This window comes from Methylobacterium sp. Leaf465 (assembly GCF_001424705.1).
Taxonomy (GTDB): Bacteria; Pseudomonadota; Alphaproteobacteria; order Rhizobiales; family Beijerinckiaceae; genus Methylobacterium.
Genome location: NZ_LMRA01000005.1, coordinates 15,035 through 39,345, shown reverse-complemented (window position 1 = coordinate 39,345; position 24,311 = coordinate 15,035). Strand labels below are relative to the sequence as shown.

21 protein-coding genes, 2 pseudogenes and 1 riboswitch are annotated in these 24,311 nt (G+C 67.9%); of the genes and pseudogenes, 17 read left to right on the top strand and 6 right to left on the bottom strand.

Going from position 1 to position 24,311, the window contains the following annotated elements:
* Positions 1-2: 2 nt before the first annotated feature.
* From ASG51_RS05110 to ASG51_RS05090, 5 genes are read left to right on the top strand one after another with little or no spacing between them, the layout of a single operon-like run.
* Complete coding sequence (locus ASG51_RS05110) at positions 3-344, top strand: cupredoxin domain-containing protein (protein ID WP_056211540.1); 342 nt, start codon at positions 3-5, stop codon at positions 342-344.
* A 34-nt stretch (positions 345-378) separates the two neighbouring features.
* Positions 379-1,803 (top strand): 4Fe-4S binding protein, encoded by a 1,425-nt coding sequence (locus ASG51_RS05105; protein WP_056379526.1) that lies wholly within the window; start codon positions 379-381, stop codon positions 1,801-1,803.
* 49 nt (positions 1,804-1,852) lie between these two features.
* A complete protein-coding gene (locus ASG51_RS05100; protein WP_056379524.1) occupies positions 1,853-2,677 on the top strand; it encodes an FTR1 family protein in 825 nt (274 codons plus the stop codon).
* A 6-nt stretch (positions 2,678-2,683) separates the two neighbouring features.
* Positions 2,684-3,055: a tRNA-binding protein gene (locus ASG51_RS05095; RefSeq protein WP_056379522.1), complete on the top strand. Its 372-nt coding sequence runs from the start codon at positions 2,684-2,686 to the stop codon at positions 3,053-3,055.
* 44 nt (positions 3,056-3,099) lie between these two features.
* Positions 3,100-3,438, top strand: a complete 339-nt coding sequence (locus tag ASG51_RS05090) for a hypothetical protein (protein ID WP_056379519.1) — start codon at positions 3,100-3,102, stop codon at positions 3,436-3,438.
* Between the two features lie 13 nt (positions 3,439-3,451).
* Here the strand turns inward: ASG51_RS05090 and ASG51_RS05085 are convergent, their stop codons facing one another.
* Positions 3,452-3,781: a DUF167 family protein gene (locus ASG51_RS05085; protein WP_056379517.1), complete on the bottom strand. Its 330-nt coding sequence runs from the start codon at positions 3,779-3,781 to the stop codon at positions 3,452-3,454.
* A 174-nt stretch (positions 3,782-3,955) separates the two neighbouring features.
* Here ASG51_RS05085 and ASG51_RS05080 point away from each other — a divergent pair, with 174 nt between their 5' ends.
* From ASG51_RS05080 to ASG51_RS05065, 4 genes are all read left to right on the top strand, one after another.
* Positions 3,956-4,840 (top strand): CoA ester lyase, encoded by an 885-nt coding sequence (locus tag ASG51_RS05080; RefSeq protein ID WP_056211552.1) that lies wholly within the window; start codon positions 3,956-3,958, stop codon positions 4,838-4,840.
* 82 nt (positions 4,841-4,922) lie between these two features.
* The gene (locus tag ASG51_RS05075) at positions 4,923-5,519 is read left to right on the top strand and encodes a hypothetical protein (RefSeq protein ID WP_056379516.1); all 597 of its coding nucleotides are present in this window, start codon (positions 4,923-4,925) and stop codon (positions 5,517-5,519) included.
* Between the two features lie 143 nt (positions 5,520-5,662).
* Positions 5,663-6,769 (top strand): alkene reductase, encoded by a 1,107-nt coding sequence (locus tag ASG51_RS05070; protein ID WP_056379513.1) that lies wholly within the window; start codon positions 5,663-5,665, stop codon positions 6,767-6,769.
* 49 nt (positions 6,770-6,818) lie between these two features.
* A complete protein-coding gene (locus ASG51_RS05065; protein WP_056379511.1) occupies positions 6,819-7,619 on the top strand; it encodes a hypothetical protein in 801 nt (266 codons plus the stop codon).
* Positions 7,620-7,631: 12 nt separating this feature from the next.
* Here the strand turns inward: ASG51_RS05065 and ASG51_RS05060 are convergent, their stop codons facing one another.
* Together ASG51_RS05060 and ASG51_RS05055 are read right to left on the bottom strand one after the other, a co-directional pair.
* Positions 7,632-7,937 (bottom strand): hypothetical protein, encoded by a 306-nt coding sequence (locus ASG51_RS05060; RefSeq protein WP_056273525.1) that lies wholly within the window; start codon positions 7,935-7,937, stop codon positions 7,632-7,634.
* Positions 7,934-10,231 (bottom strand): FdhF/YdeP family oxidoreductase, encoded by a 2,298-nt coding sequence (locus ASG51_RS05055; RefSeq protein ID WP_056379509.1) that lies wholly within the window; start codon positions 10,229-10,231, stop codon positions 7,934-7,936. Before ASG51_RS05055 ends, ASG51_RS05060 begins: the two co-directional genes overlap by 4 nt.
* A gap of 307 nt (positions 10,232-10,538) precedes the next feature.
* Between ASG51_RS05055 and ASG51_RS05050 the strand changes: the two genes are divergently transcribed.
* The 6 genes and pseudogenes from ASG51_RS05050 to ASG51_RS05030 form a co-directional block, all read left to right on the top strand.
* Positions 10,539-10,850, top strand: coding sequence for a hypothetical protein (locus tag ASG51_RS05050; RefSeq protein WP_056379507.1), 312 nt, complete (start codon positions 10,539-10,541; stop codon positions 10,848-10,850).
* 76 nt (positions 10,851-10,926) lie between these two features.
* A riboswitch (cobalamin riboswitch) is annotated at positions 10,927-11,129 on the top strand.
* A gap of 107 nt (positions 11,130-11,236) precedes the next feature.
* Positions 11,237-13,405, top strand: a complete 2,169-nt coding sequence (locus tag ASG51_RS05045; RefSeq protein ID WP_082513885.1) for a TonB-dependent receptor — start codon at positions 11,237-11,239, stop codon at positions 13,403-13,405.
* Positions 13,406-13,443: 38 nt separating this feature from the next.
* Entirely contained in the window at positions 13,444-13,845 is a 402-nt protein-coding gene (locus ASG51_RS05040; protein WP_156389577.1) for a hypothetical protein, read from the top strand.
* Between the two features lie 43 nt (positions 13,846-13,888).
* On the top strand, positions 13,889-15,265 hold the full coding sequence (locus tag ASG51_RS05035) for a PepSY domain-containing protein (RefSeq protein ID WP_056379502.1): 1,377 nt from the start codon (positions 13,889-13,891) through the stop codon (positions 15,263-15,265).
* Between the two features lie 493 nt (positions 15,266-15,758).
* A pseudogene (locus ASG51_RS24925) lies at positions 15,759-16,391 on the top strand (TonB-dependent receptor plug domain-containing protein); the annotation flags it as partial.
* A gap of 1 nt (position 16,392) precedes the next feature.
* On the top strand, positions 16,393-18,178 hold a 1,786-nt coding region (locus ASG51_RS05030; RefSeq protein ID WP_244480066.1), incomplete at its 5' end, for a TonB-dependent receptor.
* 526 nt (positions 18,179-18,704) lie between these two features.
* Here ASG51_RS05030 and ASG51_RS05025 read toward each other — a convergent pair.
* The gene (locus ASG51_RS05025) at positions 18,705-20,354 is read right to left on the bottom strand and encodes a TadG family pilus assembly protein (protein WP_056379500.1); all 1,650 of its coding nucleotides are present in this window, start codon (positions 20,352-20,354) and stop codon (positions 18,705-18,707) included.
* The gene (locus ASG51_RS05020) at positions 20,351-20,797 is read right to left on the bottom strand and encodes a TadE/TadG family type IV pilus assembly protein (RefSeq protein WP_056379498.1); all 447 of its coding nucleotides are present in this window, start codon (positions 20,795-20,797) and stop codon (positions 20,351-20,353) included. Before ASG51_RS05020 ends, ASG51_RS05025 begins: the two co-directional genes overlap by 4 nt.
* Positions 20,798-21,314: 517 nt before the next feature.
* Between ASG51_RS05020 and ASG51_RS24920 the strand changes: the two are divergent.
* Positions 21,315-21,538 (top strand): annotated as a pseudogene (locus ASG51_RS24920) (integrase core domain-containing protein); the annotation flags it as partial.
* Between the two features lie 77 nt (positions 21,539-21,615).
* Here ASG51_RS24920 and ASG51_RS05015 read toward each other — a convergent pair.
* On the bottom strand, positions 21,616-23,577 hold the full coding sequence (locus ASG51_RS05015; RefSeq protein WP_056379496.1) for a response regulator: 1,962 nt from the start codon (positions 23,575-23,577) through the stop codon (positions 21,616-21,618).
* 73 nt (positions 23,578-23,650) lie between these two features.
* On the opposite strand from ASG51_RS05015, the gene ASG51_RS23890 reads away from it, so the two are divergent.
* Complete coding sequence (locus tag ASG51_RS23890; RefSeq protein WP_156389576.1) at positions 23,651-24,052, top strand: hypothetical protein; 402 nt, start codon at positions 23,651-23,653, stop codon at positions 24,050-24,052.
* Positions 24,053-24,311: the final 259 nt, after the last annotated feature.

Sequence of the window (24,311 nt, the reverse complement as noted above, 5' to 3'; positions counted from 1 at the left end):
CCATGGCCGTTCTCTCCCGAACCCTGACCGCCGCCCTCGCGGCCGGTCTACTGGCCGCCGCCGGTCCGGCGCGTGCCGAGGATCTGCCGGTCATCAAGGTCGAGATGAAGGACGGGACCATCACCCCGGACGTCATTGAGGTCCCGGCCAACACCCGCTTCAAGCTCGAGATCACCAACACGGGCACCAGCCCGGTGGAGTTCGAGAGCGTGGAACTGAAGCGCGAGAAGGCGCTGGCCGCGGGCGCGACCTCCTCCATCGTGTTCCGCACCGTCGACCCCGGCCGCTACGACGTGTTCGACGACTTCCATCCCAACTCGAAGGCCACCCTGGTGGCGAAGTGATGCGGCTCCGATAACCCTGGCGAACCCAACCGGAATGGCAGCCTCGACGTCCCTCAAGCCGCAAGACGTCCGCACGCCGCGCGACGCCCGAGACGCCTGGATCGACGCGAAGCTCGCGGATCTCGGGCAGTGGATGCAGCGCCACGGCGGTACCATCCGCACCATCCAGTGGGGTGTGATCGCGGTCTATCTCGTGCTGGTCGCGGTGCCGGCCTTCCTGCCGCTGCCCGACCGCAGCGCGCACCTGTGGAACAACCTGACCGTCTTCGCCCAGTTCGCGTTCTGGGGCATCTGGTGGCCCTTCGTGCTGGTGAGCATGGTGGTGGTCGGCCGGGCCTGGTGCGGCATCCTCTGCCCCGAGGGGGCGCTGACCGAGTTCGCCAGCCGCTGGAGCCTGGGCCGCGCCGTGCCGCGCTGGATCACCTGGGGCGGCTGGCCGTTCATCGCCTTCGCGGGGACCACCGTCTACGGCCAGATGGTCAGCGTCTACGGCTACCCCAAGCCCGTGCTGGCGGTGCTCGGCGGCTCCACCGTGGCGGCGATCGTCGTCGGGCTGCTCTACGGCCGCAACAAGCGGGTCTGGTGCCGCTACCTCTGCCCCGTCAACGGGGTCTTCGCGGTGCTGGCCAAGCTCGCGCCGGTGAGCTTTCAGGTCGATCACGCGGGCTGGGCGGCCTCGCCGAAGCCGCGCGGGGACACCTTCAACTGCGCGCCGCTGGTGCCGGTGAAGACGATGACCGGCGCGGGCGCCTGCCACATGTGCGGGCGCTGCTCCGGCTATCGCGGGGCCGTGCGCCTCGCCCGGCGCTCGCCCACCCACGAGATCGTCCACGTCGCCGGCACCGAGCCGAGCCTCGACCAGACCGTGCTGATCCTGTTCGGCATGATGGGCCTGGCCGTCGGCGCCTTCCAGTGGTCGTCGAGTCCCTGGTTCATCGACGTCAAGCAGGCGCTGGCCACCTGGCTGATCGAGCGCGGCACGACCTGGCCCCTCGAGACCACGCTGCCCTGGTACATTCTGACGAACTATCCCGAGCACAACGACGTGCTCAGCCTCCTCGATGGCGGGCTCCTGCTGGGCTACATCGCCGCCGCCGCGATCGTCCTCGGCGTCTCCCTCTCGGGCCTCGTGGCCCTGGCCACCCTGTCCCTCGGCTGGTCGCGGGCCCGCTTCCACCACCTTACCCAGGCGCTGATCCCGGTGGCGGGCTGCGGCGTGTTCCTCGGCCTCTCGGCGCTGACCGTCACCTTCCTGCGCGGCGACGGCATCCTCATTCCCTACGTCTCGGAGATGCGCGCCGCGCTGTTGCTGGGCACCAGCCTGTGGAGCGTCTGGCTCGCCTGGTCTGTGGCCGGCCTCTCGGCGCGGGGCCTGCGCCGCATCGGCGCGACCCTCGGCATCGCCGCCGCCTGCACCCTCTCGGTCTCCGGCTGGGTGCTGCTGTTCTGGATCTGGTAGGGCGGCCGGCGCGGCCGCTCCTGCGAACACGCGAAAAGGAATCCTCCGCATGATCGGAGCCTTCGTCATCGCCTTCCGCGAGGTTATCGAGGCGGGCCTCATCATCGGCATCGTGCTCGCCGCCACCCGCGGCATCGCCGGGCGCGGACGCTGGATCGCCTTGGGCGTCCTCGGCGGCCTCGCGGGCGCGGGCTTGGTGGCGCTCTTCGCCGAACGCATCTCCGACGCCTTCGAGGGCGCGGGACAGGAAATTCTCAACGCCGGCGTCCTCATCGTCGCGGTGCTGATGCTGATCTGGCACAACACCTGGATGGCCAAGCACGGGCGCGAACTCGCGGGCGAGCTGCGGGCCGCCGGCGAGGCGGTGCGCACCGGCCAGAGCACGGCCGCCGGCCTCGCCCTGGTGGTCGGCGCCGCGATCCTGCGCGAGGGTGCGGAGCTCGTGCTGTTCCTCTACGGCCTCGTGGCGTCCGGCACCTCCGGGCCGGACATCCAGTTCGGCGCCCTGGCCGGCGTCGCCGTCGGCGCCGCGACCTCTTCGGTGAGCTATTTCGGCCTCGCCGCGATCCCGACCCGCTACGTCTTCTCGGTGACGAGCGGCCTCATCGTCCTGCTGGCGGCGGGCCTCGCGGCGCAGGCGGCGCAGTTCCTCACCAATGCGGGCCTGATCACCGTGCTCGACCGGCCCCTGTGGAACACCTCCGCCGTCCTGCGGGAGGACAGCCTCGTCGGACGCGTGCTCCACGCCCTCGTGGGCTACACGGACCGCCCGAGCGGCATGCAGGTCCTGGTCTATCTCGGCACCATCCTGGTCATGGTCGCGCTGATGCAGGTGTCGTCCACCGGCAAGCGCCGCCAGCTCCGCACCGCCTGAGCGTCCATGCACGTCACCCACCCCGCCGATGCACCGGCCGCCCCGGCCATCCCCTTCGACGCCTTCCTGGCGGTGGATATCCGCGTCGGGACCGTCGTCTCGGCCGAGCCGTTCCCCGAGGCGCGCAAGCCGGCCCTGAAGCTCGTCATCGATTTCGGGCCGGCGATCGGCACCAAGCGGTCGAGCGCGCAGATCACCGAGCATTACCGGGCCGAGGACCTGCCCGGCCGGCAGGTCGCCGCCGTGGTGAACTTCCCGCCGCGCCAGATCGGCAAGTTCCTGTCGGAGGTGCTGACTCTCGGATTCGCCGATCCGAACGGCGCCGTGGTGCTGGTCCGCCCCGACCAGGCCGTGCCGAACGGCAGCCGCCTGTTCTGAGGTGCGGGTTGCCGGACGGTCGGTTTTTCGCCATCCCTGTCCGCATGAGCGACCTCGGACACGACGAATCCGGCATCGAGTGGGACGATGGGTTCGCCGATCAGCTGATCGGCGCGACGCTCTTCGTCGGCGTCACCTATCTCGATCACGACGGAACCCTAATCCGCCGCGAGCAGGTCTTCGGCCGGGTCGAGACCGTGGATGCCGAGGCCGGAATCACGATCCGGCCCTTCGACGGCGCGGCCCCCTTCACCATGGTGCCGATCCTGGAGGCCATCGAGCCGGCCGATCCCGGTTCGTACCAGCTCTCCCCGGAGGACCCGGTGGTCGAGAACCCCGACTATACGGTGGTCTTCAGCCTGACCGCCCCGCTCCGCCACTGAGGGCGTCACCGCCCTACCGGCGCAGGGTGGCACCTTCGGTCCACGCGGCCAGCCGGGCGGCGAGCGCCGCGCCGTCGCCGGACAGGGCGACGATCTTGAGGCGGGCGGTTTCGCCGGAGACGATCCGGATATCGGACCGGCGGAGCTTCAGGGCCTTGGCCAGATAGGCGAGCAGCGCCGCGTTGGCGGCGCCCGCGACGGGCGGTGCGGCCACGCGCACCTGCAGGGCGACGCGCCCTTCCGCATCCGCCACCAGACCGTCCAGCCCGTTGCGGCCCGCCCGCGGTGTCAGGCGCAGGGCGAGGCGCAGGCCGTCCGGGGTCACTTGGTAGGGCTCGCTCATCCGTATCCGACCCTCCAAGGCCCGGCCCGAAATCCGTGTCGCCGGACGGGGCCGGGCCGCGTTCGCCGCGTGCGTTGCAACAAAATCGCTGGAATGCCACGTCAATCCGGCGGTATCGGGGTGTCTCGCCTGACGTGTTGCACTAAGCTTCAGCGAAAATCACGGGAACGCCAGATGTCCGACCTCCGCTTGCGCCGCAGCGTGCTGTATATGCCCGGTTCGAACCAGAGGGCGCTCGATAAGGCCAAGACCCTGTCGGCCGATTCGCTGATCCTCGACCTGGAGGATGCGGTGGCGCCCGACGCCAAGGACGTCGCGCGCGAGCAGGTCTGTGCCGCGGTGAAGGGCGGCGGCTACGGCGAGCGCGAGATCATCATCCGCGTCAACGCCCCCCAGACGCCCTGGGGCGAGGCCGACCTCAAGGCGGCGATCCAGGCCCGCCCCGACGCGATCCTGATGCCGAAGGTGTCCTCCCCGGCCGTGCTGGAGAGCATCGCCAACCACCTCGAAGCCCTCGACGCCCCCGAGAGCATCGCCGTCTGGGCGATGATCGAGACCCCGGCGGCGATCCTCAACATCCAGGAGATCGCCAAGGCGCAGCGCGACCGGCGCACCCGCCTGACCTGCTTCGTGCTGGGCACCAACGATCTCGCCAAGGACACCTGGGCCCAGCTCGTGCCCGGCCGCGTGCCGATGCTGCCCTGGATGATGTTCACCCTGGCGGCCGCCCGCGCCGAGGGCCTGACCATCCTCGACGGCGTCTGGAACGACATCGAGGACGTGGCGGGCTGCCGGGCCGAGTGCCAGCAGGCCCGCGACCTCGGCTTCGACGGCAAGACCCTGATCCACCCCAACCAGCTCGAGCCGGCCAACACCTGCTTTGCCCCCTCCGACGAGGAGGTCCGCCGCGCCCGCCTCGTCATCGAGGCCTTCGACCGCGCGGAGAACGCCAAGCGCGGCGCGATCAAGATCGAGGGCCGCATGTACGAGCGCCAGCACATCGGCATGGCCCGCCGGGCGGTGAACTGGCGCGAAGCGATCGCCGCCAAGGGGTATTGAAGCCGCGCCCGGCCTCGATGATCCTCGATCATCCATTTGTGGATCGCCCGTCTCTGGCGCGGCCAACGACGGGCGGACTTCGTTGAACATCGAGATCCCGGGTGAGATCACCTTCTCGCGGACCTACAACATCCCGCCGATTTCGGTGTCGCTTCCGCTGACAGCCCGGGCCCGGACCTTCGCGCAGGCCGTGATCACGGCCATCGCGTGGTGCTTCATGATGCCCACCCTGGCGTTGTTTGTGATGCTGCTCTGGCACGCCTTGACGGTCGCGGCCGATCCCGGCGGATCGGTGCTGGTCCTGTGCGCCCTGGCGTTCCTGTTGCTTTGCTTCATGCCGAAGGCCCTCTTCGGGATGGAGGATCTTACCCGTGGCGGACTGACCCTGATTCTCGATTCCGATGGCGTCACCGATCGGCGTTCGGGACAGATCCTTCGCTGGACGGACGTGGCGACCGCGCGGATCGTTCCGAGGAGGAATGGGTGCTGGGTTCGCCTGGGCCTGCATACGCCCCTTCCGCCCCGGCGCCTGTTCGATCGCGGCGGTACAGGCCTGCTTGGGCGTCGAACCCCGGATCTGTACAACGTCGACATCACCAACCTTGACGTCCGCCAACACGTTCTCGGCCAGACGATGCTTGCGCTCGTAGCCGCCAATGGCGGGAGGGTGGAGCGCTGAGCGCATCGCGTCGGAGTGATCAACGCAGCGGGGCAGGATTGCGTCCAGCTCCTGCGCGGGAACACCCTCCGGCGCCGCTGCTTGTCCCGCCTGAAGCCCGGCGCGCCTGCGCGCCCGGTCCCATCCAGGACACAGCCGACCGCATGAGCCCGATCCTTCAGCCCTTCACCCTGGGCGACCTCACCCTGAAGAACCGCGTCGTGATGGCGCCGCTCACCCGCAGCCGCTCCTCCACCGAGGGCGTCCCGCCGGACTTCGCGGTAGATTACTACGCCCAGCGCGCCAATGCCGGCCTCATCATCAGCGAGGCCACCAACATCTCGCCCCAGGCGGTGGGCTACGCCTACACGCCGGGGATCTGGAGCGACGCGCAGGTCGAGGCCTGGAAGCACGTCACCGCCGGCGTGCACGCCAATGGGGGCCTGATCTTCCTCCAGTTCTGGCACACGGGCCGGATCTCGCATCCCGACGTGCAGCCGGGCGGACAGCTGCCGGTGGCCCCCTCGGCGCTCAAGCCCGAGGGCACGGCCTTCACGGAATCCGGCATGCAGCCGCACGTGACGCCGCGGGCGCTGGAGACGGACGAGATCCCGGGCATCGTCGAGGATTACCGCCGGGCCGCCGAGAACGCCAAGCGCGCCGGCTTCGACGGCGTCGAGATCCACTCGGCCAACAACTACCTGCTCGAGCAGTTCGTGCGCGATTCCACCAACCACCGCACCGACCAGTACGGCGGCTCGATCGAGAACCGCCTGCGCTTCCCGCTGGCCGTGGTGAAGGCCGTGACCGAGGTCTGGGGCGGGGGCCACCGCGTCGGCATCCGCCTGTCGCCCGCCACCACCGAGCCCGGTAAGACCCCCCTCGACAGCGACCCCAAGGCGACCTTCGGCGCCTACGTGGAAGCCCTGAACGCCTTCGGCCTGCTCTACGTCCACACCATCGAGGGCGTGACGCAGCAGACCCGCGACGTGCCGGATTCGGTCGATTTCGGCCAGATCCGCGAGCGCTTCCGGGGCGCCTATATCGGCAACAACCAGTACACCCTGGAGCTCGCCGAGAAGGACCTCGCCGAGGGCCGCGCCGACCTCTTCAGCTTCGGCCGCCCCTATATCGCCAACCCGGACCTCGTGCAGCGCCTGGAGGCCGGCGCGCCCCTGGCCGAGGCCCCGAAGTCCTACTGGTACGGCGGCGGCGCCAACGGCTACTCGGACTGGCCGGGCATGAACGGCCCGGTGGCGATCAAGCGCTGAGCGGGCAAGAATCGCAGTGCCTGGTTGATGTGGAGATCCTTCGTAAGGAATGGCTGCCACGTTCGGCGCCATGACGATGCATGGATTTCGAGCGGCCTTCGTTGTGTTCGGCCTCATTGGCGCCGCCGTCTCGGGCGGCGCCGTGAGCGCGGCGCCGAGCGTGCAGGTCATCTATCTGCTGCCAGCCGACCGTCAGGAGTCCGAGAGTTACCGGCGTGCTGCCGAGTTCGGAGTCAGGCATTTTCAAGCTTGGCTGAGCGATGCGCTCAGGGGCCCGACCTTTCGCCTTGCAGATCCGGCGGTGCGCATCGTCCGGTCCGAGAAGAACGCAGCTTGGTTTCGCTCCACCGACCGACACACCGGCTACAGCGCATTTTATCGCAATACGGTGGATGAACTCGCGCGTATGGGCGTTGTCCGGTTCAACGATCCCGCCTCACGCTTTTTGGTCTACGTCGATGCTGACCATGCCTGCGGACAATCCGGCGCTGGTGGCAGTGGCGTCGCCGTTGTCTCGGCCAACGACCTTCGCGGCTTGTCTGGCGAGCGTATTGTTCCTGCCTGCGACAGGGCGAATGGAGCTGAAATTGCGGGAAGGTGCCGCTGGATCGGCGGTATCGGGCATGAGTTTCTGCACACGATCGGATTGATGCATCCGGACCGGTCACCAGCCTGCCAAACTGCCCAGTGTCGTGCCGAGGCCTTGATGATGCAGGGCTATATCACCTATCCGCGTGCGATTCTGCTCGATGAGGAGAAGGCGCAGCTTCTTCGCTCGCCGTTCATCGAGACGGGTATCCGGACGGAAGCCCGTGACTGCACCGAGGTGATCGCCTCCTCGGTCCGCTGATCCTCGAACAACCTAACCATGCAGCTGCGCCAGCACCGCATCCCCCGCCGGGCTGGCAACGTAGCGCGTACGCTGGGTCCGCGCGTTCCGGTCGGTCAGGGCGAGGAGTCTCGCCTCGCTCGCCAGCGTCTCGACGGCGCGCAGCACCAGGGCGTGCTCCAGGTCGAAGACGCGGGCGAAGCTGCGGCTGTCGCGGGCGAGGTCGAGGTGGAGGGCGGCGAGAATGCCGGCCTCCAGGGTCGAGAGTCCGGGCTGGAGGGCGACCACCGCGTCGGTGGCCGCCAGGAAGGTCTCCGCGTCGGCCGGCGGTTCGCTCATGCGGCGGCCGGCGCGCGCAGGCGCACCAGCACCGACTTCGAGGTCGGCGTGTCGCTGCCCTCGCCGAAGGTGGAGAGCGGCACGAGGACGTTGAGCTCCGGGTAGTAGCCGGCGAGCGATCCGCGCGGCATGTCGAAGGGAACGAGGCGGAAGTCCTCGGCCACCCGGGTCACGCCGTCGTCATGGGTGCCGACGATGTCGACCCGGTCGCCCGTTCGGGCCCGGATCTCGGCCAGGTCGTCCGGGTGTGCGAAGACCACGCGGCGCTCGCCGTAGACGCCGCGGTAGCGGTCGTCGAGGCCGTAGATCGTGGTGTTGTACTGGTCGTGGCTGCGGAAGGTCTGGAGCACGAAGGTGTCGCTCGCGCGCTTCGCCCGCTGGTGCTCCGTCGCCTCGGGCAGGGGATCGGCGGAGAAGTTGGCCCGGCCGGTGGGCGTTTCGAAGCTGCGCTCGGCGGCGAGGTTCTTCAGCATGAAGCCGCGCGGGCGCCGGACGCGCAGGTTGTAGCCGGTGAAGCCCGGGATCGTACGCTCGATCAGGTCGCGGATGCGGTCGTAATCGTCGGCGAGGGCCGCCCAGTCGACCCGCGCGGAACCGACCGTTGCCGCCGCCATGCCGGCGATGATGCCGATCTCGGAGCGCAGCTCGGCCGAGGCCGGCTTGTTGATGCCGCCCGAGCCGTGGACCATGCTCATGGAATCCTCGACCGTGACGATCTGGGTCTTGCCCTTCGCGTTCCGGTCGATCTCGGTGCGGCCGAGGCAGGGCAGCAGGTAGGCGACGCGGCCCGGCACGAGGTGCGAGTGGTTGAGCTTCGTCGCGATGTGGACGGTGAGTTCGCAGGAGGCCAGGGCCTTGGCCACAAGGGTGGTGTCCGGCGTGGCGCGGGCGAAGTTGCCCCCGAGGCCGATGAAGGCCTTCGACGAGCCGTCGAGCATGGCCCGGATGGCGGCGAGCACGTTGTGGCCGTGCGTGCGCGGGGCGGTGAAGCCGAATTCCCGCTCCAGGGCGTCGAGGAGGGCGGCCGGCGGCTTTTCGTTGATGCCGACGGTGCGGTCGCCCTGCACGTTGGAATGGCCGCGCACCGGGCACAGGCCGGTACCGGGGCGACCGACATGGCCGCGCAGCAGCATCACGTTGGCGAGTTCCCGGACGGTGGCCACCGAGTGGCGGTGCTGGGTCACGCCCATGGCCCAGGTGCAGATCACCTTGTCGGCGGCGAGATAGACCCCGGCCGCGACCTCGAGGTCGGCCCGGGCCAGGCCGGACTGGTCCTCGATGGATTCCCAGGGGGTGGCGTCCACGGCGGCCCGGTAGGCCTCGTAGTCCGCGGTGTGGTTGCGCAGGAAGGTCCGGTCGAGCAGCGACGGCTGGTCGACGGCCAGGGCCGCATCGTCGGCCGCGAACACCGCCTTGGCGATGCCCCGGAACGCCGCCATGTCGCCGCCGAGGCGTGGCTGGTAGTAGTGGCTCGCCACCGGCGCGCTGGCGCCGCGCAGCATCTCCACGGTGTTCTGCGGGTCGGCGAAGCGCTCCAGCCCGCGCTCGCGCACGGGATTGAACACCACGACCTTCGCGCCGCGCTGGGCCGCCCGCCGCAGGTCGCCGAGCATGCGCGGATGGTTGGTGCCGGGGTTCTGCCCGACGACGAAGATCGCGTCGGCTTTCTCGAAATCCTCCAGCAGCACGGTGCCCTTGCCGACGCCGATGGCCGCCTGGAGGGCGATGCCGCTGGCCTCGTGGCACATGTTGGAGCAGTCGGGGAAGTTGTTGGTGCCGTAGTGCCGGGCGAAGAGCTGGTAGACGTAGGCGGCTTCGTTCGAGGCGCGGCCCGAGGTGTAGAACTCGGCCTGGTCCGGGTGGTCGAGCCCGCGCAGGGTGGCGCCGATTTCCGCGAACGCGGCGTCCCACGTCGTGGCGACGTAGCGGTCGCTGGCCGCGTCGTAGCGCATCGGATGCGTCAGGCGGCCCTCGCCCTCCAGGGCGTAGTCGGTCCAGCCGCGCAGCGCGCTCACGGTGTGCTTGGCGAAGAACTTCGGCGGCGTGCGCTTGTCGGTGGCCTCCCAGGACACCGCCTTCACGCCGTTCTCGCAGAACTCGAACGAGGACCCGTGCGCCGGATCGCCCCAGGCGCAGCCGGGACAGTCGAAGCCGTCGGGCTGGTTGGCCTTCAGCATGGCGCGCGCACCCGACAGGGGCGCCCGGCTTCCCAGCAGGTGCTTGCCGCAACTTTTCAGGGCCCCCCAGCCGCCAGCCGCGGAGGAGCGCTTCGGGGTCGCGACCGGATGATCCATGACGGGGTCCTGAGGGGCAGGGCTCGCATGGCCGACGATCGGCCGCGAAGCGGAGCAGTCTCGCCCCAGCGATATCGCGATGCACAGCGCGCGCTCAATCGCGCGAAAACGCAGGCCAGTCATGCCGTTAGGGGTCCCATGCGTTTTTTGCAGAGCCGATGAAGACCGGGTTAAAACCGTTCCAGGCCGCAATGCGGACAATCGGGACCTTCCTCTCCGGCCCCGGTCCCTGGCGGAGGGCGGGTCGATCGCCTAACCCTCGGGCCGGATCGGCCGCTGGAAAGCGGGGAAGACGGGAGCGGGGGAGATGCGGACGCCGGTGAGGATCTTCGCGGCGGCGGCCGTCGGCCTCGCGGTCGGCCTCGCGGTGATGGCGCATGACCGGCAGATGGGCGCCGAATGGGCCGTGTCGGCCGAGCAGATCGCCGACGCGCAGGCCTACGGCAAGCCCGGCGTGGAGCTTCCGCCGGGCCACATGGTGACCGCGCCCCAGCGCAGCGAGGGCGCGGAGCGTTTTCCCCTGAAATGGATCCTCCTCGGCCTCGCGGCCGGTGGCGCGGTCCTGGCCGGCACGGGCCACCGGCGCGCGCCGGCGCGGAAACCGGATGACCGACCCTGACGCCCGACGCCTGTCGCCTGCCGGGCACACCGGCCCGAAAACCCCGCGCGGCCATTGACGCCGTCACCGCGTGTCGGGCTTCCTGGCGTCGGACGGTTCCTCCCCGGAGGATCAAAAGGGAACGCGGTGAGGAATTTTGTTCCAACGCCGCGGCTGCCCCCGCAACTGTAAGCGGCGAGTTCCTCATCAGCACGTCACTGGGTGTTTCGACATCTGGGAAGACGATGAGAGGGCGGTGACCCGCGAGCCAGGAGACCTGCCGTCAGTCGTGGTCACACGCGAAACGCATCGGGCGGGGTGTCCTGGTGGGTGTCGGGGCGGATGCCGTGCGGCATCCGGGCCGGCCTCGTTCGCGGTGACGTGCCACAGACGTCGCCCGAGGTCCCATGTCGTCCTCCCGTTTTCGCTCGTTTCCCCGTTCACGGCCCACCGCCCGATCCTGGCTCCTCAGCGCCTGCGCCGGTTTCCTGCCCTACGGCGCCGGGATTCCGGACGCGTTCGCCGAGACTGTGCAGGCGGACCTCGCCGAATTGTCCGTGACCGCCGAGGCCCCGGCCAGCGGTGGCCGCGGGCCGGCCGCCCATGCGGGATTCGTCGGCGGCGTCACCGGCATCGGCGGCGGCCTCCGCAGCGTCGATGCGGCGAGCGCTGGCGTGATCTCGGGGGCGGCACTCAACAGCCGGCCGATCACCCGGCCCGGCGAGGCGCTCGAGAGCGTGCCCGGCCTCATCGTCACCCAGCATTCCGGGGAGGGGAAGGCCAACCAGTTCTTCCTGCGCGGATTCAACCTCGACCACGGCACCGACATCGCGCTTCACGTGGACGGCATGCCGGTGAACATGCGCACTCACGCCCACGGCCAGGGCTATGCCGACCTGAATTTCCTGATCCCGGAACTCGTCGGCGCGGTCGAATTCCACAAGGGACCCTACTTCGTCCGCGACGGCGACTTCGCCTCTGCCGGCTCGGTGCGGATCGACTATCTCGACACGGTCGCGCGCAACCTCGCGCTGACGTCGCTCGGCAGCTTCGGCTACAAGCGCGCCCTCAGCATCGCCTCCGCGCCCCTCGGCGAAGGCCACCTGCTCGTGGCCGGCGAGGCCCAGACCTATGACGGCCCCTGGGACGTGCCCGACCGCCTCGCCAAGCTGAACGCCGTCGTCCGCTACAGCCAGGGCACGGCCCTCGACGGCTTCGCGCTGACGGGCATGGCCTACTGGGCCAAGTGGAACGCCACCAACCAGATCCCGGAGCGCGCCGTGGCGGAGGGGATCATCGGCCGCTTCGGCTCCCTGAATCCCACGGACGGTGGCGACACCGGCCGCTTCTCCCTCTCGGGCCGCTGGAGCCGGACGAGCGACGCCGGCATCACCCGGGCGAGCGGCTACGTCATCCGCTACGGCATGAACCTGTTCAACGACTTCACCTACTTCCTCAACGACCCGGTGAACGGCGACCAGTTCCGCCAGCGCGACAGCCGGGTGCTCGGCGGCGGCGAGGTCAGCCACACCGTCGAGGGCACCCTGTTCGGCTTGGCCGTGGAGAACGAGATCGGCCTCCAAACCCGCACCGACGCCATCCGGGTCGGCCTGCTCAACACCACGGCGCGGCAAACCCGCTCGACCGTGCTCGATGACCGGGTGCTGGAGGCGAGCGCGGCCCTCTACGTCGAGAGCCGGATGCGCTGGACCGACTGGCTGCGCACCAGCGTCGGCGTGCGCGCCGACGGGTTCTCCGCCGATGTCCGCTCGGACACGCCAGCCAATTCCGGCACGGCCCGGGACGGGATCGTCAACCCGAAGCTCGGCCTCGTGCTGGGACCCTGGTTCGACACCGAGGTGTTCGTGAATTACGGGGGCGGCTTCCACTCGAACGATGCCCGCGGCGTCACCGCCACGGTGGATCCGGCGAGCCCGCTCTTCAACATCAGCCGCTCGCCCTTCCTGGTGCCCTCGACGGGCTCGGAGATCGGCCTGTGCAACCGCAGCCTCGCCGGGCTGGAGACGGCGGTGACGCTGTTCCAGCTCGACTTCGCCTCCGAGAACCTGTTCCAGGGCGACAGCGGCACCACCGAGCCGAGCCGTCCCACCCGCCGCTTCGGCGTCGAATGGACCAACCGCTACGCGGTGACGCCCTGGCTTTCCCTGGAGGGGGACCTGACGGTGACGAATGCCCGCTTCGCGGACCGCGACCCCGTCGGCAACCGGGTCCCGGAGGCGCCCACCACCATTGCCTCGGCCGGGTTCACCTTCGGCGAGGGGCCGGGCTGGTTCGGAGCGATGCGCCTGCGCTACTTCGGGCCGCGGCCGCTGATCGAGGACAATTCGGTGCGCTCGCGCCCGACGGCGCTGGTCAACGGGCGGGTCGGCTACAACTTCGACAACGGAATCAGCCTGTCCCTCGACGTGTTGAACCTGACCAACGCCCAGGCCGACCAGATCACCTACTTCTACACCTCCCGTTTGCCCGGCGAGGCGGCGGACGGCGTCGCGGACCGGCACTTCCACCCCGTCGAGCCGACGGCGGTACGTCTGACCCTGGCGGGGCGGTTCTAGGTCACATGCCTGGTGAAAGTCTGTGAGATGACTTTGCCATGTTGACGAAGCGTGGAACCACAGCTTACGCGGCTGTCATGCGTGCTTGGCGGCCAGATTGGGGATTCTGCCGTGCGGTCATCGCCCTGACCGTCCTCTACGCGCTTTGCCTGCAGGCGTTGCTGGGTTCCATGGCGCCCGTGCCCCAGCTGAGCTTCAACACCATCATCTGTGCCGAACACGCCGGAACGGACGCTCCGGCGGACGCGGCACTGCCCTGTCGGCATTCGTGCTGCACCCTGGTGCAAGCCGTCATGGTGCCCGTTCTGGTTCTCGCCTTCGTCGCCGTGCGCTGGTCGCCCGGCGATGCGGTGCTCCGCGCCTGGCGGACCGGAGACCCGGGAACCGCACGGGCGCCGCCCGATCCATCCGTCAGTCCCCGAGGTCCGCCGACCGCCTGATCGATCCGTTTGTCCCAGATCGCTCCGTGCCGGACCCCCAACCATGTCTCAGTCCCTCCAGGGTGACGCGACGGCCTTCCGCGCCGTCGTTTCTGCCCACCCGATGCAGGATGCCGTCTATCGCGCCGTCTGGCGCTGGCACTTCTACGCCGGCCTGCTCTGCCTGCCCGTCCTGATCCTGCTCTCGGTCACCGGCTCGCTCTACCTGTTCAAGGACGAGGTCAACACGACCCTGTTCGCGTACCGGACAAGGGTCGCCGTGCAGGCGAGCCCGCCCGTGGGTGTGGACGTCCTGCTGTTCAACGCCTCCGAGGCCGTGCCGACCGCCGTACCGGTCTCGTTGACCGAGCCCGCCGATCCGTCCGCCTCCGCGGTCGTGACGATGGCCGAGGGATCCCGCAGGATCCTGGTCTACCTCAACCCATACGACGGCTCGGTGCTGGATCGGGTCGCCCGGGACGACGAGTTCATGATGGTGGTGCGAGGCCTGCACAGCCTCGCCTACTTCGGACCGGTGGCCAACGGACTCATCGAGGTCGTGGCCGGGTTCACGATCATCCTGGTTCTGACGGGCCTCTATCTCTGGTGGCCGCGCCAGCAGGGCGGCGGGGTCGTGCGCCTCCGCGGCACACCCCGCAGGCGCGTGTGGTGGCGCGACCTGCACGCCGTCACCGGCCTGGTCGCCGGGGCCGGAATTTTCTTCCTCGCCCTGACCGGGCTGCCCTGGTCGGCCTGGTGGGGCCAGCACCTGCGCAGCTGGTCCAACGCGGCCGGCGTCGGGCAGCCCAGCGCCCTCTGGGCCAACAAGCCCGTGTCGACCGTGCCCATGCGAGAGATGCTCACCACCACCGGATGGGCCATGGAGGACGCTCCGCTTCCGACCTCGCAGCCGGCCGCCACCCCCACCATCGGGCTCGCGCGCGCCGTCGACATCCTGCGAGCCCTCGGGATGCCGCGCGGCTTCGAGGTCTCCCTGCCGTCGGGGGAGACCGGCGTCTACGCCGCGGCCGCCTACCCGAAGGACGTGCCGGGGCAGCGGATGATCTCCCTCGACCAGTACACCGGCACGCCGCTGGTCGACGTCCGGTTCGCGGACCTTGGCGGGGTCGCCCGCGCCATCCAGTACGGCATCGGCCTCCACAAGGGCGAGCACTGGGGTCGAGCCAATCAGTTCGCGATGCTGGCCTTCTGCCTGGCGACCATCCTGCTCGCCGTGACCGCCGCGACGATGTGGTGGAAGCGGCGCCCCGCCGGTCGCCTCGGCGTACCACCGTGGCCACGCGACCGGCGTGTCGCGGCCGGCGTGACCCTGATCGTCTTCGTCCTCGGGGCCCTGTTCCCCCTGACCGGGCTCGTCATCCTCGGCATGCTGCTGCTCGACCTCGGCCTGCAGGCGCTGCGAACCCAGGCGAGGACCTGAGGCAGCCGAAACGGGCGGCGTTCCCGTGCACCCCATCCTTCCCCTGCTGATCGGCCGCCGCGGCATCCTCGGCGTCGTCCTGATCGCGCTCGCGCTCTGGACACAGGTGCTCGCGCCGGCGGCGGCCCTGCGCATGCTCGCGGCGATGTCCGATCCGCTGCGCAATCCCATTCTCTGCGGCCCTGCGGTCGATGGGGGCGAGGAGGTCCGTTCGAACGTGGGGGTGCCCGCCCCGGCACACCCGGGATGCGCCCTGTGCCAGTTGTGCTGTGCAGGGGTCACCCTCCCCACGCTGCCATCGGGCCCGGCCGCCATACGGAGCGTGCACTGGCATCCGGTATCGTGGCCGATCCCCCCTCCCACACGCGCACGGCCTCCGTCCCGTTGCCTGGGGCAGCCCCGGGCTCCGCCTCACCTCGTCTGATCGCCGAACCACCCTTCCTCATCGCAGCGTGCCTACGCAGCGTCCTCCCCGATCCGTCGAGCTTTCCCCATGTTCCCGTACCCAAGCGCCCGCCGGCCCATGCGCGCCCTGGCGATCCTTCTCGGCGCAAGCCCGCTCGCGATCGCGATGGCGCAGGCCCAGACCGCCGGTCAGGCCGTGACCCTGGAAGAGCTCTCCGTCGAGGGCCAGGGCGGTGGCGCCGGACAGGGGCGGGGTCGGACTGCCCTCTCGCCCGCCGCCGCACCGACACCCATCGACCGCCCCGTCGGCGAGGTCGTCACCAGCCTCGGGCGAGACGGCATCATCGAGAACCGTCCGGCCACCAGCATCGGGTCGGTTCTGGCCAACAGCCCCGGCGTGACCGTGCGCCAGGGCAATGGCGGGCGCGACGTGGTGATCTCCATCCGGGGCAACAATGCCCGCTCCACCGGCGTGATCAAGAATACGGTCGTGCTGGAGGACGGCTTCATCCTGACCCAGCCGGACGGCGCCTCACGCTTCGACCTCGTCGATCCGCGCGCCTACAGCCGCATCGACGTGTTCCGCGGTCCGCAATCGGCGCTCTTCGGCAACTACGCCACAGGCGGCGCGCTCGCCTTCCGCACCCGGACGGGCCGCGAGATCGACGGCTTCGAGATCGGCACCGATGCGGGCAGCTTCGGCTACCTCAGCAATTACTTCNCGGCGGCGCGCTCGCCTTCCGCACCCGGACGGGCCGCGAGATCGACGGCTTCGAGATCGGCACCGATGCGGGCAGCTTCGGCTACCTCAGCAATTACTTCACGGTCGGCGGCGTCAGCGGCCCCGTCGAGATCAGCCTGTTCGCGAGCGATGTCCGTGCCAACGGCTACCAGGATCACGGTTCCTACGACACGCAGACGGTCAACCTGCTGGCCAGCTACACGCCGACGCCGGACAACCGCTTCACCCTGAAGGTGATCAACAACACGCTCAGTGCGAATCTGCCGGCCCGGTCCTCCCTGAACCAGTATCAGATCAATCCCTACCAGCGCGGTTGCGGCACGGCGGCGCTGGCGGCGCCGGGGTGTACCCTGACGAACCTGTTCGCCAACGGGGCCTTCGGCCGGACGGTGGGCGTCACCGCCGATGAGGCAGGGTTCGGGCGCGACGACCGGCGCACCATCGTCGCCCTGCGCTGGGAGCACGACCTCGACGCGCAGACGACCTGGCGCACCCAGCTCGGCTTCGACGAGCGCAACTTCAACCAGCCCTTCTATACGACCTCCTCGCGCGGCTCCTATCCATCCTGGAACTTCCTCACGGACCTGACCCGGCGCTACGATCTGTTCGGGCTGCCCGCGGTGGGCTACGTGGCGCTGGCCTACAACACCATCGACAACCACATCACGACCTTCAATCGCGCGCCCGGCGGTGGTCCGCTGCTCGGCGCGCTCATCGGGAACCAAGAGGCCGTCCAATCCAACCTCGGCGGGCGGGCCCGTACCGAGGTGGCGCTCTCCGACCAATGGACCGGCGTCGTCGGCGTCAGCGCGGAGAACACCGCGATCACGGGACGCAACGTCGCCTACGCCTATTCGGCCTCCGGCGTGACCACGACCGTCGCCGATGCCAACCGCAGCTTCCTTAACGTCGCGCCCGAACTCGCCCTGGTCTATCGGCCGACCCCGGAATGGGCGGTTCGGGGCCGGGTCGCGACCGGCTACACGACCCCGGCCGCGAGCAATCTCTTCATCACCGCAGCCGGCCTCCCCGGCAACAACATCCAACTTCGTACGCAGGAAAACCTCGGCTTCGACCTTGGCGTCGACTGGAGCCCGAGCGAGACCCTGCGCCTCAGCGTGACCGGCTTCTACGAGTTCTTCCGGAACGAGCTCGTGTCGCAATCTCCCGGCGCCGGCCTGATGAGCTACACCTTCAACGCGCCGGCCTCCGAGCATCGCGGCATCGAAGTGGCGGCCGATTGGGCGTTCGCACCCGGGTGGCGCGCGGTCGCCGCCTACACGTTCGACGACCAGATCTACACGCGCTACGTCGAACGGCTGAGCGCCGGATCTCTCAGCCGCCAATTCGACCGCTCCGGCAAAACGATCCCCGGTGTCCCGGCCAACCAATTGCTCGCCCGCATCGGATACGATGTCCCGGCCGGACCGCTCGCCGGCCTCGGAGCGTTCGTCGAGACCGTGTTCCAAGACGACTTCTTCATCGACAACGCCAACCAACTCAGGGCGCCGGGCTATACGATCGTCAACGCCAACATCCATTACGCCACGGAGCTCACGAGCGGCTATGCCAAGCGCTTCACCGCCTATGCCGAGGTGCGCAACGTCTTCGATACCGTCTACGTCGCTTCGGCGCAGAACCTCGCGAATTCCATCAGCGCGACCACGGGCCTACAGAACGGTGCGAGCGTCCTCGCAGGAACCACGGGGTCGGTGTTCGCCGGAGCGCCCCGTACCATCATCGCGGGAATGAAGCTGGCGTTCTGACCGCCCGGCATCGGATGATCCGCAGGTTCGGCAACGTTCTCCCATCGAGGAAGGGAGCCGAGCAGGCCTGTCCGCAAACGCGTCCTCCGCCTTGACCATCGTGATCGTGGCGTCGAACGTTGCACTTGCCCCCTGATCCATAGGACCAGCATCCTCACTATCGGACATCCCTGGACCGGTGCGACGACGAATGGGGCAAGCGGCGGCGGCGATCCGACCGTTGCGAACACCGGTCCGGACGCGGACGAGTGGGTGGATCACCCGTGGGGGCAGGATGAGGTCCACGAGTCGCCCGCTCTTTCAGGCGCGAAGAACGATGCCGCGGCTTCAGCAAGTCCCCTGGGACGCTCGATAGCACCAAGGCTATCGCTGGCGCGCACAGCCCCCCGAATTTCGGCCGCAAAAATCTCCGCACTGAATTCGAGCGAACGATCACGAAGATCCGCCGAGCCTCTGTATGTCTCCAACAGGTCGTAATCCATGATCTTCTGCGTCAGGTTTTGACAGCCCAAGACGAGCGGGACACTCACTGGACGAGCACGGCCTGGTCGCAGCGTGTGCCTTCCACGGTGAGGTCGGCGTAGCCCAGGCGGATGCCGAGGACCCGGAGCGTGTTGTCCAAGACCTTGTCCAGCGCGGGCGTCACCGCCGCGAGACCCGTGGCGACCGTGCTCTTGATCACCCCGGGCGCCAGGACGCCGAGACCGTTCACCTGAAGGTCGAGATCGTTGATCAGACGGCCGGTGAGGGATTGGAAGGACCCGCCTGAGGACACTGTCCGGACGGTGTGGCGGGTGATGTCGTCGTCACTGAACGTTACGAGCTGCGTGTAGGCGTTTCCGACCGTGACGCGGCTCTGGCCGGTCACCGTCAGGGCGGGAGCGACCCGCAGGAGCGTCGCCGGCTGATTGAGGTCGGGCACGCGCGCATTGGGGTCGAGGAGCGCCTTGGGGATGTCGGCCACCGCGAGGTCTGCGACGCCGGTCTGGGCTTCCAGGACGACCTGTCGGCTCTGCCGGTCCGACCAGGGGCAGGTCACCGAGCGCAGCCGCCCCTGCGCCTTGGCGACCTGCACGTAGAGAGGCAGTTGGAGGAGGCCGAGATTGAGCGGCAGGGCCAGGCTGGCCTCGATGAGGAGGCGGGTCTGCGCCGTCTGCACCGTGGCCTTCGAACTGCCGGGCTGGACGTAGCCGGAGCTCTGGCGCTTCTCGCCGATCCCCAGCGTGACCTGGGTCCGCAGCAAGCCCGGTATGCTCGCGCCGAGATCCGCGGAGACCTGGCGATCGCCGTTCGCCACCAGGATGGCGGCCGACAGGGTATCCATCAGGCCGATCGATGGACCCTTGACCCCTGTACTCGGCGCGAGGTTCGCGGCATCTCCGAGATCGATGATTCGCCCGAGGCGGACGGATCCGCCGGCACCTCGAACGACGTTGTTCAACTGCCCGAGGGCGGCTGTTGCCGCAGCGTTGCCTGCGGTCGTGGCCGCGACCGACTGGAGCGCCGAGAGCACCTGTCCCAGCGTCGCGTTCGCGGCGACGACGTCGTTGTAGTTGTCGACTTTGAGATTGAGGCCGGGCTGGAGGGTATCGAGCACGCGGAAGCCGTCGACCTGGGCCGCCGCCAGCGCTTCGTAATCCCCGACCGACAGGTTGAGCGGCTTCCCCAGCAACGCGCCGAGAACGCCGTTGAGCACCCCGGCATCCAGACGAAGCAGCCCGGAGCCGATGCTGAAGGAGGCGAACCGCGCCGAGGCGGCGGTCCCACGCACATCGATCTGCACGTCGCGCTTGAAGCCGAGAGCCGGAGCGAAGAAGGTCGGCGTCTGCGTCCGAAGATCGACCCGGACGGCACTGGGCGAGGCGGCATTGGCGACGAAGCGATCCGCCACTGGAACCTTGGCATCGCCCACATACACACCCGGCTGGACCGTGATCACCGCAGCGGCCCCGAAGCCATTGTCGGCGAGCGATTGACGCGCCAGCAGGTCGGCCCGCTGCGGATCGGAGGCCGCCAGGGTGGCGGCCAGGTCGACCGCCCCTTGCGCCTTGCGCCGGGCGACGACCATGGAGCCGTAATCCACCCCAACGGCCGTCGCCGCGAGGAGTGTGGTGAAGGCCAGCGCGGTGAAGACCGCGACAGCCCCACGCGCGTCGGGCGCGAAACGGCCGATCACAGGCCACCCCGGCGCACGCTGACCGTGCTCTGGATGAGGTCTGGCGGGAGTGGGATCAAGCCGGAGAGTCCCGAGAACCCGAGCGACTTCGCATCGAACGTCAGGGTCACTGTGAAGAGGGAAGCATCCTGGGCGTTCGGTCCAACCGTCACCAACACGGTGCCGGGCTTGAACATGGCCCCCTCCGTCAGGGCCGCCGCCACTCTCTGCCGGGCGAGAGCGGCGCGCTCCTGATCGCTCACGCCGGCGATCGAAGCCCGGGCCGCCTCCGACGCGATATGCTTCAGGTTGTGCGAGGCCCCGAGATAGATCCCGAATGCCACGATACCCGCAAAGAGCGCCAAGAGGGCGGGGACGACCAGGGCGAATTCAACAGCAGCGCTTCCTGCTTGAGCACGCAAAGCACGCCGAATCCACGCTTGGAAATTGTATTCAAAACGCATGAGAAGGCATCCGTCATGCACAACGGTTATTGATCGATGTTATGTTTTCACGGATTTCCTAACGAGACCTTTATATGACGACATCCGAGCAGCCGGATACGTCAAGATAAAACCAATAATATTGATCAATACAAGATAGTAAAACACAGGTACTGTACGAAAATGTCAGGTCCGCCGTAGCGTGATTCAGTCCTGCAATTTCTGGTTTAAGTGACGCTAGCCCTCGAATGAGGAGAACAAAGCAATTTTAAGTCGTCCAGCCTCCGGCAGTCTGCCACTGCCAAATACGACAGCGCGTCCTCGATCCCGGTGGGGCAGGGCGCTTCATCAGCCTCCCAATCGGCGCGGACGATATCCTCGGGCAGGTTCTGCCCCCCGCCTCGTCCTGGCCGCCGGGCACCGAATCAGGACACGGCGTACACCGCCACGAAGAACCTCACGGCCCTCTCCGAACGCAGTCGCAGGAGCCACGCTCAGTCCGAGCATCAGCGTCGGCGCTGGTATGCCTGAGCTAAGCATTGGCCCAGGCTCGCCACGGGAGGCCGCCGACTGTGCGAGCTTCAATGGCAAGCCCAGAGACGAGTGCCTCCGCCAAGAGATCGTCTAACCGCTGAAGGCGGCGCAGATCCTCATCGGGATCCGGTAGAGCGCCTCCAACCACCTCCAGCCGCACGTCTCCTTGGGTGACCGCCCACCCGCGCCCGGCACCTTCCGGATCTCGCTTTCCGGCGGCCTATGGCCGCCGCCATTCTAACCCCGCGGTTCCGGCTCGCAGAACCAAAGCTCCAAAGCGGACGCCGAGCCGGCTCCAACCCTTCTCAGGTTCTGAGACCGATCAGCCTTTCGGCCAAACTTGCCGAGGCGAAGTCGCCGCGATTGAGGATCTGACTCGCGCCGCGAAGCTTGCTCCGGTCGTCCGCCGAGAATTCTCGCCCTGTCAGGACGATCACCGGGATATCCGAGCAGCCGGGAATGGCGCGAACGCCTTGCAGGAAGCCGAAGCCGTCCATGATCGGCATGTTCAGGTCGACGATCACGACGTCCGGCCTGGTCTCCGTCGCCTGCTGCAGGCCCTCCTTACCATTCGAGGCCTCCAAGACCGACCAGCCTTCGTCCTCCAAGCTGGCGCGCATCGCCAGGCGCGTGGCGGCCTCGTCCTCGACCAGAAGCACGGTGCCGCGCCGGTCCGGCTCCGCCAGCCTGAACTGGTTCACGATCTTGCCGAACCGCGTCCAGTCGACCGGCTTCAGCATGTAGTCCGAAGCGCCGAGGGAGGCCGCGAGATTGCGCTGGTCGACGGACGTCACCATCACGACCGGGATCTGCGCCAGCATTTCGTCCGCCTTGATCTGGCTCAGCACCGACCAACCGTCCACGCCCGGCATCATCACGTCCAACAGGATGGCCCGTGGCCGCAACCGTCGGGCGATCTCGAGCCCGCTCCTGCCGTTCGTGGCCGTCTGGACCTTAAATCCCTCGCGATGCAGGAACCGCGTGGTGAGGGCGAGCTGGTCGCTATCGTCGTCGATGACGAGGATGACATCGCCTTCCGCCACGTCGGCGGCGATGACGTCCGGATCGGGCAAGGCTTGCGCGTCGACCGGAGGAACGAACGTCGCCGGCACGGTGAAGGTAAAGGTGCTGCCTCGGCCTGGGACGCTGGACACCGTGATGGTTCCCGCGAGCATGTCGGCGAAGGCACGGGTCAGCGAGAGGCCAAGCCCGGTCCCCCCGAAGTTGCGCGTCGTGGACGCATCGGCCTGCTCGAAACGCCGGAATAGGCGCGACACCTGTTCGGCCGTCATCCCGATCCCGGAATCCGAGACCGAGAACGAAAGCCGGTCGACCCCCGAGGCGTCGGTCATGCGGGAGGCCGCCAGGGTGATGGTCCCGCTTTCCGTGAACTTGGCCGCGTTGCTCAGAAAGTTGAAGAGCACCTGCCGGGTCTTGGTCAGGTCGGAATGCATTCGGCCCAGCCCAGGCGCGAGCTTCGTCTCCAGGGCGTTGCCCTTCTTGTTGACCAGCGTCGCGACCGAACCCGCAACGTCGCGCAGCATGTCCCCCACCGCGAAATCCTCGGCGTAGACCTCCATCTTGCCGCTCTCGACCTTGGAGAGGTCCAGCACGTCGTTGATGAGCCCAAGCAGGTGACGGGCGTTGCGCTCGACCTTGCCGATATCCGCCACGAGGTCCGACGCCGCGCAGCCATCGGAGATCTCCTCTCCCATCATCTCGCTGTAGCCGATGATGGCGGACAGAGGGGTGCGGAGTTCATGGCTCATGTTCGCCAGGAAATCGCTCTTCGCCGTGTTGGCCAGCTCGGCCGCCTCCTTGGCGGCTTCTGCGGCGGCATTGGCGCTGGTCAACGCCGCCTCTCTGTCGACGAGAACGTGGTTCGCAGTGTTGAGCCGCTCCAGCGTGGCTTCGTTCTGCGCCACGGACCGTCGCAGGGCATGGCAGATCCACACCATGGTCGCGCCGACCAGGAGGTATTGCCCCAGCAGGGCGACATCCACGCCTCCGAGGACTCCATCCCGCGTGTAGAACCACGTGGCAATCAGTGTCGATAAGAACAGTGCCAGCGCTCCTGCGCGCCAGCCGAAAGCCAAGCTCACGACCAGGAGAACCGGAATGTACAGGAGGAACGGGGCGACATAGGCTGGAGCCAGGAACCGAATGAACGTCATGGCGCCCACCAGCAGCAGCGTGACACCGTAGTCGGTGATTGTTGATGGACGTCGGAGGGCGACCGTCCCGATCAGTGTGTTCAAGCTGCTCATGGGGTGTGAGTGTCACGACCGGGGTCCTTTGGAAAGCGACCGGTTCCCGCCCCTGCCCAGTCCGAATGAAGACATGGATCCCATCGGCCGCGTTGTCGCCGATCCGGTGGTTTCTCGTGCAAGAATTGCAATGCCGTTGGAAGCGTTTCGAGCGAGCAAGCCTAGAATTGGGGAGCAGGCGCCGCGTCGCCCTTTGGGGATATCTTTAAATTTTACAGATCATACTTGTCTGCGTTTAATTATTTTCAATCAACTATTCCAGTGCATGGTTGGGGTGGTTCTTAGTCAGATGGATATGTGGTCCTGCAACCAGTCCCGTGCGGGCGTTCCGGCACGGGCGGAACTGAAAATATTCGGTCTTTGTGGAACGCTGAATCGGGTGTTTCCGGTGGATTTACACGACATCTTGCCCAACAGATTGAGAGTGGCGGTCATGGCTCTCCATGAGAAGGGTCGCGCCATCGACACGAGTTGATAAACTTTGGAGATCTCGTCGAAAAATATGACGAGCTATAATCGGATATGAATTTATTGAAAATCTAAGACTATGAATACGCGTCGTTACATAATTTGCAGCCAGTGCATTTGTTATTGGCAATGGGGTAGAGCTTTTACGCTTTCACGTTGTGGTGCCTATCCCGATGCGCTGCGGTGTCCTCAGGCGGCCGCCGGACTCAGACGAAAGCAAGATCGGCCAGCGAGAGTGCGCCTTCCCGCGTGTCGAGGCTGAAGGC